Source organism: Bifidobacterium sp. WCA-178-WT-4B (assembly GCF_009696495.1).
Classification (GTDB): Bacteria; Actinomycetota; Actinomycetes; order Actinomycetales; family Bifidobacteriaceae; genus Bifidobacterium; species Bifidobacterium infantis.
The window spans coordinates 81,123-93,585 of sequence record NZ_VULV01000013.1; the positions used below are offsets into that span (position 1 = coordinate 81,123).

The following is a 12,463-nucleotide window of genomic DNA, read 5'->3' on the forward strand; positions in this document are numbered from 1 at the left end:
CATTTGCTCACACGCCCATCAGCGCATGAGCCACAGTCATCATCGCCAGTGAAATCATCGCGGTGATTGCCAGTGAGAAGCCAGCCAGTTTGGCGTTGCCGAGTACTTTGTCGGTGAACAGCGTGGAGAAAATGGCGATTGGAGACAACGCGCAAATCACCATCACGGCGCGAATCGAAGCCGAGAACGGCAGCAGGAACCACGAGATCAACGCGAAGGCGACGCTGAACGGTATACGCCAAGCGATGACGGCCATGACTTCCTTCACGTCATGCTTGGATTGAGGCAGGTCCATGAGCATACCCACCATCAGCATCGACACCAGCGCGTTGGCACCGCTCAACGGTTGGGTCATAGAGGCGATCCAATTGGGAATCTTCACGTTGGCGACGGTCAACGCAATCATGAGCAGATACGTGTCGAACGGCACCGAGCCGAAGAAGCTCTTGCCGATGGTGCGCAGCAATGCGCGGCGGGCAGGCCGTTTGGCGGCGCGATCCTTGGGCTTTTCGTACGGCAAGGTGGGCGCCGAATCGGCGTGTTGCTCGGCAAGTGTTTTGCCGGGCTGAATATGCAGCAGTTGCTGGGTGAGCACATTGGTGCCGGCGGCCACCATCACGCAGTTGCCGATATCGAACATCGCAGCCGGCACCACCGCGCCCGCACCCCAGAATGACTGGACGACCGGAAAAGAAAAACAGCCGAGATTGAAGCCGGCGCCGTTGAGCATCAGGAAGGCGCGGTCGGTCACATTGCGCTTGCGGGTGGCCAGAAAGATGAACATGATCGGGATAAAGGCAAACAGGAATGCGAATACCGAAATAAGCAGCAGTGAGATGTCATGAGGATTGGTGGCGAACGAGTATACGATGGCACCGGGCAGCACGATATTGAATTCCGCGGTCTGCAACACACGATAATCCTTCTGCCCGAACAGGCCAAACCGTTTGAACAGATAACCGGCGAGAACGATCAGCAACAGACCAACCGGCGTAAGAATGGCGGACATACACTTCTCTCCTTGGCTCACACAGGCGCATGGCGCACAGGCTCAGACCCACAATGCTGTGACCATTATATTTGCCGCCTTGGCATTGCCGTATGTAGAGGCGTCCGCAAGGGCTTGCAATTGCCTCACGCATATACGAAGAGCCTCCCGGAATCGTTGGCGATCCAATGTTTCCAGGAGGCTCAAGCCGGTGCGCGAGATGGGACTTGAACCCACACGTCAAAGACACAGGAACCTAAATCCTGCGCGTCTACCAATTCCGCCACTCGCGCGTGCATATCCGCGTTTCCACAGGTGTGGAAGATATGCAAAACCCTAGGCCGGACAGCCATTACAGACCAGCCAGCCTAGGGCATCCGAGCCACTTGTCAGAATCGAACTGACGACCTGCTCATTACGAGTGAGCCGCTCTACCGACTGAGCTAAAGTGGCTTGGCTCGCGGAAGGCATTTCGCCAGCCGCGCACAAGAAATTAAGTATAAGACATCTCCGCGAAAAGTCCAATCGGCGGCTTGGCGGTTGTGTCGCGACCGCTCGGTTGAAGATGACGGTTGCGCCGCGCCACGAACTGTTCGATAATGCAAACGATGGCAATCCGACATCGCTGACTGTTTTTTGTTCTGTTCATGTCCGAATTTGTGAGTATTCTGTTTGGTGATACGGAGCGCATCCGAGCCGTGAGCGAAGGCGCTCCAGTCACTGATGAAAGGAATGGAATCCTATGGCCATCAATCCGCCCGTTGACGCCACCCAGACCCCTGAGTGGGCTGCCCTGCAGAAGCACTATGACGAGCTTCAGGCCGAAGGCGTGAGCCTCAAGAAGTGGTTCGCCGAGGACGCCGAGCGCGTCGAGAAGCTGTCCTTCGACGCCGGCGACCTGCACTTCGATCTGTCCAAGAACCTGATCAAGCCGGAAACCCTCCAGCTGTTCGCCAACCTTGCCAAGGCCGTCAAGCTCGATGAGCGCACCAAGGCTATGTACACCGGTGTGCACATCAACAACACCGAAGACCGCGCCGTGCTGCACACCGCGCTGCGTCGCCCGGTCGAGGATGAAGGCAAGTACATCGTTGACGGCCAGGACACCGTCAAGGACGTGCGCGAGGTGCTCGACCGCATCTACGCCTTCGCCGACAAGGTCCGTTCCGGCGAGTGGACCGGTGTGACCGGCAAGAAGATCGAGACCGTGGTCAACATCGGCATCGGTGGCTCCGACCTGGGTCCCGTCATGGTGTACGAGGCCCTCAAGCCGTACGCCGACGCCGGCATCTCCGCCCGCTACATCTCCAACATCGACCCCAACGACCTGGCCGAGAAGACCAAGGGCCTCGATCCGGAGACCACCCTGTTCATCATCGTGTCCAAGACCTTCACCACCCTGGAGACCCTGACCAACGCCCGTGAAGCCCGCACCTGGCTGCTCGAAGAGCTCAAGGCCAAGGGCGCCATCGACGGCTCCGACGAGAAGAACGCCGAAGCCATCAAGAAGCACTTCGTCGCCGTCTCCACCAACCTGGAGAAGGTCGCCGAATTCGGCATCGACCCGAACAACGCGTTCGGCTTCTGGAACTGGGTCGGCGGCCGTTACTCCGTTGACTCCGCCGTCGGCACCTCCCTGGCCGTGGTCTTCGGCCCGGCTCGTTTCGAGGAGTTCCTGCACGGCTTCCACGAGATCGATGAGTACTTCGCCAACACCCCGTTCGAGAAGAACGTCGTGGTGCTGCTCGGTATGCTGAACGTCTGGTACCGCAACTTCTTCAAGGTCGCCTCCCACGCCGTGCTGCCGTACGACCAGTACCTGCACCGCTTCCCGGCCTACCTGCAGCAGCTGACCATGGAATCCAACGGCAAGTCCGTGCGTTGGGACGGCACCCCCGTCACCTCCGAGACCGGCGAGATCTTCTGGGGCGAGCCTGGCACCAACGGCCAGCACGCCTTCTACCAGCTGATCCACCAGGGCACCCAGCTCATCCCGGCCGACTTCATCGCGTTCGTCAACACCCCGAACCCAACCAAGGACGGCGACCAGGACGTGCACGAGCTGTTCCTGGGCAACTACTTCGCCCAGACCAAGGCCCTGGCGTTCGGTAAGACCGCCGACGAAGTGCGCGCCGAAGGCACCCCGGAGGAGATCGTCCCGGCTCGCGTGTTCACCGGCAACCGTCCGACCACCTCCATCTTCGGCGTGGCCCTGACCCCGTTCGCCGTCGGCGAGCTGATCGCTCTGTACGAGCACATCACCTTCGTTGAAGGTACCGTGTGGGGCCTCGACTCCTACGACCAGTGGGGCGTCGAGCTCGGCAAGCAGCTTGCCAAGCAGATCACCCCGGCCATCTCCCAGGACGACGACGCCCTCGCCGCCCAGGACGCCTCCACCCAGAGCCTGATCAAGTTCTACCGCAAGAACCGCGAGTTCTGATTTCGCTGCGCTTCATCAGAATTCACGGTTCTTGCGACCGCAGCTGTGCTGTCTGGTGAATGGTCTGGCGACCATTCACGGCGCGAGTTCTGATCTCCGCTCCTGCGTCGCTTCAATCAGAACTCGCGGTTGGCGCGCCGCGCTGTGTTGTTTGATGGTCGGTCTGGCGACCGTCCATGGCGCGAGTTCTGATTCGCTTTGCTCGGTCAGAATTTGCGATTCGCGCGACTGCAGCTGTGCTGTCGGGTGAATGGTCTGGCGACCATTCACGGCGCGAGTTCTGATTCGTTCCTCTGGCTCCCCTCGGGTGAGAGGAGCTGTCAGTGTAGCTGACTGAGGGGAGCCTCTCTCACGACTAGTGCCCGACATCTTCGGATGCCGGGCACTTTGCATATACGGATTGCTGTCGGTCAGATGAGTCGAATGGTCATATTCCGCTTCGGCATCTGTTTGCAGACATAAAGGCACTATCTAGCCAACTCACGTGGCTGATTCGCTTATTCGCCCTTATTCGCCTCATCCAAGCTCAGCAGATCGTCATCGGCATCGTAATCGAAGAGTTCGCCGTAACGGCCCCACTCCACGGCGATGGCGAACTGCTGATGCGCCTCGTCGTTGGCGTAACGGGCGCGCAGCAGGTCCAGCATGAGCTCGCCGCGGAGCTTGCCTTCCGCAGACTTCCGCAGTGCATGCTCAATGTTGTGCACCAGCGGCGCGTGTTCCATCGCCAGTGAGGCGAACACCTGCTTGGCGCGCAGAATGTCAGCCTTATGCCAGGAGTCGCCCGCCTCGGTGATCTGCACATGGCCGTCGCGTACCACGATGACGCGCAGCATCGTACCGGCATCCACCAGCGGGAACAGATCGTCCACCTCGAACGAAAGAGCCGAGGCCAAATCTGCCAAGTCGATGCCGTGAGGATGCTCGGCAACCACATCCAGCAGACCGGCAAGCCCGCCCGGCGTGGCGTTGGGCAGCGGATGCTCCTTGATTTTCTCGATGGTCTTGGCGGGCTGAAGGTCTGATGCGTCCGTGACGGGTGCGTCCGTGACGGGTGCGTTCGTGAGCGATGCCGATGGCGATAAAGCCTCGGCTTGTTGCGTAGGTTGCGAGGCCTGTCCGGTCAAAATCGCGTACAGTCGGTCCACCATCGCCTCGAATTCGACACTGTGACGGTCTCGCGGGCGCGGCAGATCAACCCGCACATCGGCAATCAGATGGCCCGGGTGCGAGCCCAACACCACCACTCGGTCGGCCATCTCCACGGCTTCCTCGATGTTATGCGTGACCATAAGCACCGACTTGATGCTGCGCTGTTCGCTCGACCACAGCTTGAGCACTTCCTGACGCAGGTTTTCGGCGGTCAGCACGTCCAGGGCGGAGAACGGCTCATCCATGAACAGCGCGTCCGGCCGCAGCACCAAGGCGCGTGCAATGCCCACGCGCTGCCTCATGCCGCCGGACAGTTCCTTCGGATACGCCGATTCGAAGCCGTCCAGGCCGATCATGTCGATGGCATCCAGAGCCAGTTTGGTGCGTTCCGCACGTGGTACGCCGCGCGCCTTCAGACCGAGTTCCACATTGTCTTGCACGGTGAGCCACGGCATCAGCGCGAAGGTCTGGAACACGAGTGCGATGCCGGGATTCGGGCCGGTCAGGGCCTTGCCGCGATACTTGACCGTGCCGCTGGTCGGCTTGACCAGTCCGGCCAGCGCACGCAGGAATGTGGACTTGCCGGCACCCGAACGGCCCAGAATGGCCACGATCTCGCCCTCGTACAGGTTGAACGAGATGTTGTCGAACACGGTGAGTTCGGTGCCGTTGTCGGCCGTGAAGCGCTGGCCGACGTGCTGGGCTTCGATGATGGTGTTCTGCGGGGTCACCGCCCGCAGCGAACGAATGGTTTCCATTGCAACAGTCATATTATTCTCCTTAAGTCTTTAGTTCAGTGTGAAACGGCGCTCGGCCATGCGCTGCAGCGGGTTCCAGAACAGGCGGTTGACGGCCACCACGAACACGCTCATCACGGTCACGCCGATGATGGTCTTCACGGTGTTGCCGCTTTCGGTGGCCTCGGCGATATACGCGCCCAGGCCGGAGGCGGTCAGCGTATGCCGCCCATAACTTACGATTTCCGAGACAATCGAGGCATTCCACGCCCCACCGGCAGCCGTAATGCCGCCCGTGACCCACGAGCCGAATACCGCCGGCAAAATCAAATCGCGCCACCGCTGCCAGCGCCCCAGCTGGAAGCTGCGCGTCATCTCACGCAGATCGTCGGGAATCTGGCTGGCCCCGGCGATCACATTGAACAGGATGTACCATTGCGTGCCCAACGCCATCAGCAGGATACTGCCCCAGTTGATATCCACACTGCACGCCACGAACCACAGCGTGACGAACGGGAACGTGAAGTTCGAGGGGAAGCTGGCCAGCACCTGCACAATCGGCTGCATAAACCGCGAAACGCGCGGATTCATGCCAATCATCGCGCCAATCGGCACCCAAATCATCGAGCAGGCGAGCGTGAGCAGCGCCACGCGCAGGAACGTCACCATGCCCAACACGAACGCCTGCCCGAGCTCGCCGAATCCTGCATCGCGATGAATCACCAGCATAAGCTGCACCAGTCCGAACGCACACGCTGCCAACACCAGTACTGTGAATACCACGTCAAGCGCGCGGCTGCGTGCGGACTTCACGTCCGCCGCCCAACGTCCACCGGTCCGACCCAACGGGCGGGTCAGCGTGTCGAACAGGTCGCCGAGAGGCCTGAACAGCCAGGCCACCATCTCATCGATATGTGACTGACGAATGATGGTCAGCACCACACTGGTCTTGCGCACCGCCGACTCGCTTTGCGTAATGCGGAACTTCTCCGCCCACGCGGTCAACGGCTTCCACAGCAGTACGTCGATAAGCAGCACCACCAGCACCATCGTCACGATGGCCCAGCAGATGGCCGCGAGATTCTCCTCGGCCGCCGCCTGTGCCACGAAGCTGCCGATGCCGGGCAACGCATAGGTGCGATTGTTCACCGAGATCATCTCGGAGGCGGTCAGGAAGAACCATCCGCCGCCTACGCTCATCATGCAGTTCCACAGCAGCGGAATCATCGCGTTCGGCACGTCCAGTGTCCAGAATCGTTGCCAGCGTGTGAGCTGTAGTGAGCGGGCCGCCTCGTCGAGTTCAGTTGGTTCGCTGGTCAGGGACCGGGTGAACGAGAACGCCATGTTCCAGGCCTGACTGGTGAAGATTGCGAAAATCGACGCGGCCTCCACGCCCAGCATCGAGCCGGGGAACAGCACCATCCAGATGGTGATGGTGGCCGAAAGAAAGCCCAGAATCGGTACCGACTGCAAAATATCCAACAGAGGAATCAGCACGCGGCTCAGGCGTCGGCAGCGCGCGGCTGCCGTGCCGTAGATGAACGTGAACACCAGTGAGAAGAACAGTGCCACGAACATACGGAACACCGAGCGCAGCGCGTAATACGGCAGGTCGGCGAGATTCGTACTGACTTGTGATGGCACTCCTTTCGGGCCGATCGGTTCGCCGATCGCCGGCAGAATCCAAGCGATCAGACCGAACAGCGCCAGAATACCGGCCGCGACCAGTACGTCGGAGGCCAGGCGCACGGCGAATGGTTGGCGGTCGGACGCGGCGGTGGAGGGGTTGCGGGCCGACGCATTTGGACGCGCGCCGACGCGATTGAATGAAAACATGGTCATGAAAAGACCTCCCTATGCATAGGAAAGACGAATTATGCAAGGGTTATCCAAGGAGCACTACAGGCGAGAGCCCGACTTCCGGATAACGGAATATAAGAAAACATGGTCATCACCACCGCAACTATGACTGTTGCCGGCGGCGGAACTACTGGAATAATCACCGTCCATCGGACTCTCACCTCCTTCAAGCCGTGCGCTGAAACGCCAGATCAATACCATCGTCGGTATCCATGCGACCAGCAGGAGGGGCGGAAAGTATTCGAATCCGCCGATTCGAGCCATCGTTCAAGCTTCAGCATCGCAGGGCGGTGGAATTGCGTTAGTTCATGCCTTGATCCGACAAGAACTGCTGACCTGCGTGCAGTGTCTCCACTGTTAGCGGCAGCAACCCATATCCCTGCGGTAGCCTCGCCTACCGACGCTCCCAAGATAAAGCCCGCCTGCAGGTCTGTCAACTACGTCGCAGTGCCTTGGTGTTGGAATGCCATCCGACAGCCATTCTGTCCGCAATAATCCGTACAATTGACGATTGCTGTGTCGAGAAGTGGGCCGCCGCATAAGCCCACGTCTCCATGGGTCCAGTCCGAACGGCCGCAAGGCCTGACTTTCGGCGGATCGGCAGGCTTCCCAAGGGCAAACCCGAGGGATAACGAGAACAGGCCAACGCACGTGATGCGCAATCGCGTGGATGGCCCCAGATCTGTGGCTGATATGCGGCAGCACTGAAGGAAAACAATGGTTAACGCTGTTGAGGCTTTTGACGCCAAGCACATGAAGCCGGCCGAGGAAATCCCGGCCTTCCGTCCCGGCGACACCGTCGACGTGAACGTGAAGATCCAGGAAGGCAACAACTCCCGTATCCAGACCTTCACCGGCGTGGTGATCGCTCGTAAGGGCGCCGGCGTGCGTGAGACCTTCGTGGTCCGCAAGATCAGCTTCGGCACTGGTGTGGAGCGTCGCTTCCCGGTGCACTCCCCGTCCATCGACTCCATCAAGCTCGTGCGTAAGGGCCGTGTGCGCCGCGCCAAGCTGTACTACCTGCGCGCTCTGCGCGGTAAGGCCGCTCGTATTGCCGAGCGCCGCGACAACTCCGCTAAGTGAGTCGATTCGCGGGTGCAATCGTGAGCCTGATGATGCAGGTGCGCGAATAAACCGTGAAATTCAGCCCGGAACCGTTTCGGTTTCGGGCTGTTTTCGTATTTTCCACGTATGATGGACGGGCGCCGGCACCCCTCATATCCGGCAGCATGAATCGCGAGGAGATGGTATGCAGGACGATCAGGATAACAGCGAATTCCCGATTTCCGACAATCCGGAGAGCAATCAGACCTCGTATGATGACGAGGCCGATGCCCGCGATTCCCGTACGTTCCAAGTCGCCGACCACGGCATCGCCCCGTCCCCGGTTCCCCCGGCACCGGCGCGCCCGGCGTACGCCGCTTCTTCCGCTGGCGCGAATGCCGCGGCAGCATCATCGATGGATGATGACCACTTCACCCTACGCGACTTTTTCCTGTGGTGCGGCGTTCCCGTGCTTATCGTGCTGCTGATTCGCATTTTCGCCGTCGGCTTTTACGAGATTCCTTCGCGCTCGATGATGGACACCATGGTGCCCGGCGATCGCGTGGCGACCAGCAAGCTCACCCCCAAGATCTTCGATCTGCAGCGCGGCGACGTCGTGGTATTCAAAGATCCCAACAACTGGTTGAACGAGGAGCAGAGCAGCGCTCTCGGTGGCGGGTACCTCATCAAGCGACTGATCGGCCTGCCCGGTGACGTGGTCGAATGCAAGGGCGCGGGCCAGCCGGTGACCATCAACGGCGTGGCCATCAATGAGACCTCCTACATTCGCCCCGGCGTGGATCCGAGCGCCTTCCCGTTCTCGGTAACCGTGACCGAGGACCACGTGTTCGTCATGGGCGACAATCGCGCCAATTCCGCCGACTCCCGCTATCATCAGGATGACGGCGATCGCGGCTTGGTTCCCATCTCCGATGTGGTCGGAGTCGGAATCGCGAGATACTGGCCGCTTGACCGGCTTGGTGCGATTGATGACCACCACGAAGTCTTCAAGGACGTGCCTGACGCTTCCGGCTCAAATTCCTGAGTCTTTTTTTGAACCGTGTGAGTCTTTGAACTGATTGAGTTCCGGGCCGTCTGAATCCTGAGTCATTCGCATCCTGGGCCGTCTGAATCCTGAACCATATGAATCCTAACCATTGTGAGACGATGGGAGCCGCGCATGATTACCCCGACACTTGACTTGGAACGCAGCCTTGCGGCCCAGGGCTATGACCTTATTACTGGATTCGATGAGGTCGGCCGCGGCGCGCTCGCCGGCCCGGTGATGGTCGGGTGCGCCGCCATCTGGGCCCGTGATTTGGAGCCGTTGGATGGCGATGATGCCGTCGAACTGTCCGGGCGGACCTACCTCGGCGTGCCGGACGGCGTGGCCGACTCCAAAATGCTCACCGAACATAGGCGCGAGGCGATTTTCGACGAACTGCGCGACTGGTGCGCGGCCTACGCCGTAGGCCAGGCCAGCAACACCGAGATCGACGAATGGGGCATCACCTACGCGCTTGGCGTGGCCGCCCTGCGCGCACTCAGCCAAGTCGAACGCGAACTTGGCTTACGGCTTGGAGGGGGATTGGCGGCAAGAAAGGCTTCGATGGAGTCTGCGGGGGAGATTGTGGAAGGTCGTCCGGGAGACTCCGTAGGGGAATCCATTGGAAATTGTGGGGAAAGCGTTCGCGCCCTGCCTAAAGTCGCCGGAATTCTCGACGGGCCGAGCGATTACATCACCAAGGCGCTCAACACGTTCGACGCGCCGGACGTGCCGATTCCAGCCGATATAACGACCAAAGTCAAAGGCGACCAGCATTGCGCCACCGTCGCCACCGCGGCGGTCATCGCCAAAGTGACCCGAGACCGGCTGATGGTCGACCTCGCGCAAAGAAACCCACGTTACGCCGCCTACGAATGGGCTCATAACAAGGGCTATGGTTCCGCCGCACACCGTACCGCCATCGCCGAACACGGGCCGACTCCGCTCCACCGTGTCTCATGGCACCTGACCTGAGCCGCCTGCGACACGACAGTGTGAGCGCTAACGCAAAACTGTTGTGGACGCGCTAAAGTCAGTATTGATTAAGGTACAAGACTGGCCGCGCATGGGTGCCGGCCGCCAGCGGGGAGGTTAGGCAGCATGGTGACCGGCCGCAAGCCAAGCAAACGTCCGTCCATGTTCGAAGTGGCCAAGCTCGCCGGAGTCAGCCACCAAACCGTCTCCCGTGTGATCAATGACTCGCCGGACGTTTCCGACGCCACCCGTGCGCGAGTCCAGGCCGCCATTGACCAACTCGGCTACCGCCCATCCAATTCCGCGCGCGCACTGGCTTCCCGCCGTTCGCGCACCATAGGCCTGATCGCCGGAGGCCTCAAATTCTTCGGCCCGATTTCCTCCATCTCCTCCATCGAATCCATGGCCCGCGAGCACGGTCTGTTCATGAGCGTGATGATGGTCCACGAGGCTTTGTGCACACAGGCCGACTTCGACAACCTGTGCTACACCTTCAACGAGCAGAACGTCGACGCCTTCATCTTCCTGACTCCGACCGACGTGATGTTCGCCGCCGCCTGCCGTGCGCGAGTCACTCAGCCACGCGTCATCGTCACCGCCACCCACGGCCAAATGACCGTGCGTGAGGGATTGGGCCTTATCTCCACCGAAAACAAGCGTCGCACTGCGCTGGTCGGTATCGACCAGTGGGGTGCAATGGTCAAAGTGGTGGCCTTGCTGGGCGAATACGGGCACAAATCGGCTCTGTATTTTGCCGGTCCCAACGAATGGCGCGACGCCCACACCCGACTGGATGCGTGGCGCAAGCTCGCCGCCTCCCGATCCATCGATTCACAGATCGTGCGCTGCCATACGTGGGATGCCTCTGAGGCATATGCGCACATGAATCATCTCATTGATGAGTATGGGCGTCGGGGCATGGCGTTACCCACTGCGGTCGTCGCCGCGAGCGACAATCAGGCCGTCGGCGTCATGCGCGCGTTGCATGAGCATGGGCTTCGGATTCCGCAAGACATCAGCGTGGTCGGATTCGACGACATGTCTGGCGTGGATAACATGTACCCACCGCTGACCACCGTGCATCCCGATTTCGAGGGGCTCGGCGTGGCCGCCATGCGCGAGACGCTGCGTTTGCTGGGGGAGGGCGGCGAGCCGACCTTCCTGACCACCCAGCACGGCGTGGGCCTGATCCCCGCCGAAGTGCGTGCTCGGCGGTCCTTGGGACCGGCTCCCCGGCGGTAAGGCTGGGCTTAGCGGGGCGCTTCTTCGGATGATTCGAGGGTTTGCTTCGCTCCCCGGTCAAGATTGGCATGGACGTGATGACCAAGCAGGAGCACGTGCAGGTCGACTCTCTCGTGGGCCACGGCGGCATCTTCACCACTCCGAAGGTGGCGCTTGGGGTATGGCCGTGCTCGCCAACTACCTGTGGAACACCAACGAGGATCACAGCAACCTCGCTGATAGGTAAGCCTTTCTGACCTCCCTTTATTGAGGGAGGTCCTTGAGATTTTGGAAAAAACGTCCATCCATCACAGTGGAAAGGTCAAAAATTTCTAACACGGGTTTGCATATTTCTTATTCCGGTGTTTATAATGCAGTCAACGTCCATTACATTAAAGAACTGAGATGATGGGGAACGTCACCGCAGACGTGTACCGGTTGTTGTTGCCACGGGCAACAACCATAGTGACTCGGTCCTTGTCCTTCGTCCACGTTCCAACCGACCCTATACGCCCATAGAGGAGTGAATTCCCGCTGCCCGCGTAATCGATAACGATTGCGCGTTGTATGGCGAAAGACGACGCCGTCTTCCGCCGAATGGAAAGAAAGGAGTCAAATTGGCATTAGATGTTGGCAAAGCGTTGAAATCCAAGACCTTGGTGGTCGGCGTCTTGTCGATGTCGTTGCTGATGTCCGCCAGCAATGCAGTCAGCGGTACCATACCGGCGATGAAGGAGGCGTTCTCCGACTATTCCGCGGCGAACGTCGAACTGCTGACCACGGTGCCGACGATCGGCTCGATGGTCGGCACGGCATTGACCGGCCTATTCGCCAATGCCATCGGCAGGAAGAAAATCGCGATGGCGGGATTCTCCATATCCGCCGTCACAGGCGTGATTCCGGCGTTCTTCCCGTACTATTGGCCGATTCTCATATCGCGTATGTTCTTCGGCTTCGGGTCGGCGCTGTTCGTCACCTTGAGTGTGTCGTACATCACCGAC

General features: G+C 60.1%; 9 protein-coding genes, 2 tRNA genes, 1 pseudogene and 1 riboswitch. Of the genes and pseudogenes, 7 read left to right on the forward strand and 5 right to left on the reverse strand.

The genetic code is table 11. The features are described from left to right. Positions 1-7: 7 nt before the first annotated feature. The 3 genes from FYJ31_RS09520 to FYJ31_RS09530 all read right to left on the reverse strand — a co-directional run bounded on the left by FYJ31_RS09520 (position 8) and on the right by FYJ31_RS09530 (position 1,441). On the reverse strand, positions 8-1,009 hold the full coding sequence (locus FYJ31_RS09520) for an AEC family transporter (RefSeq protein WP_154536559.1): 1,002 nt from the start codon (positions 1,007-1,009) through the stop codon (positions 8-10). A 191-nt stretch (positions 1,010-1,200) separates the two neighbouring features. Next, positions 1,201-1,281: transfer RNA gene (locus FYJ31_RS09525), tRNA-Leu, on the reverse strand. Positions 1,282-1,368: 87 nt separating this feature from the next. Next, a tRNA-Thr gene (locus tag FYJ31_RS09530) sits at positions 1,369-1,441 on the reverse strand. Between the two features lie 289 nt (positions 1,442-1,730). Between FYJ31_RS09530 and pgi the strand changes: the two genes are divergently transcribed. Then, positions 1,731-3,428: a glucose-6-phosphate isomerase gene (gene pgi, locus FYJ31_RS09535; protein ID WP_154536560.1), complete on the forward strand. Its 1,698-nt coding sequence runs from the start codon at positions 1,731-1,733 to the stop codon at positions 3,426-3,428. Positions 3,429-3,925: 497 nt separating this feature from the next. Here the strand turns inward: pgi and FYJ31_RS09540 are convergent, their stop codons facing one another. Then, entirely contained in the window at positions 3,926-5,350 is a 1,425-nt protein-coding gene (locus tag FYJ31_RS09540) for an ATP-binding cassette domain-containing protein (RefSeq protein WP_154536561.1), read from the reverse strand. Between the two features lie 18 nt (positions 5,351-5,368). Further along, on the reverse strand, positions 5,369-7,159 hold the full coding sequence (locus FYJ31_RS09545; protein WP_154536562.1) for an ABC transporter permease: 1,791 nt from the start codon (positions 7,157-7,159) through the stop codon (positions 5,369-5,371). A 270-nt stretch (positions 7,160-7,429) separates the two neighbouring features. Continuing rightward, a riboswitch (M-box (ykoK) riboswitch) is annotated at positions 7,430-7,586 on the reverse strand. 308 nt (positions 7,587-7,894) lie between these two features. On the opposite strand from FYJ31_RS09545, the gene rplS reads away from it, so the two are divergent. The 6 genes and pseudogenes from rplS to FYJ31_RS09575 all read left to right on the forward strand — a co-directional run. Then, positions 7,895-8,260: a 50S ribosomal protein L19 gene (gene rplS, locus FYJ31_RS09550; RefSeq protein ID WP_007051394.1), complete on the forward strand. Its 366-nt coding sequence runs from the start codon at positions 7,895-7,897 to the stop codon at positions 8,258-8,260. A gap of 166 nt (positions 8,261-8,426) precedes the next feature. Next, the gene (gene lepB / locus FYJ31_RS09555; RefSeq protein WP_154536563.1) at positions 8,427-9,266 is read left to right on the forward strand and encodes a signal peptidase I; all 840 of its coding nucleotides are present in this window, start codon (positions 8,427-8,429) and stop codon (positions 9,264-9,266) included. A 135-nt stretch (positions 9,267-9,401) separates the two neighbouring features. Next, positions 9,402-10,241 carry a ribonuclease HII gene (locus tag FYJ31_RS09560; RefSeq protein ID WP_154536564.1) on the forward strand — a complete coding sequence of 280 codons (840 nt, stop codon included), beginning with the start codon at positions 9,402-9,404 and terminating at the stop codon, positions 10,239-10,241. Positions 10,242-10,367: 126 nt separating this feature from the next. Beyond that, complete coding sequence (locus FYJ31_RS09565) at positions 10,368-11,483, forward strand: LacI family DNA-binding transcriptional regulator (protein WP_154536565.1); 1,116 nt, start codon at positions 10,368-10,370, stop codon at positions 11,481-11,483. A 50-nt stretch (positions 11,484-11,533) separates the two neighbouring features. Beyond that, positions 11,534-11,703, forward strand: a pseudogene (locus FYJ31_RS09570) (ATPase); the annotation flags it as partial. A gap of 376 nt (positions 11,704-12,079) precedes the next feature. Then, positions 12,080-12,463: MFS transporter (locus FYJ31_RS09575; protein WP_154536566.1), on the forward strand; the 384-nt coding region annotated here is incomplete at its 3' end.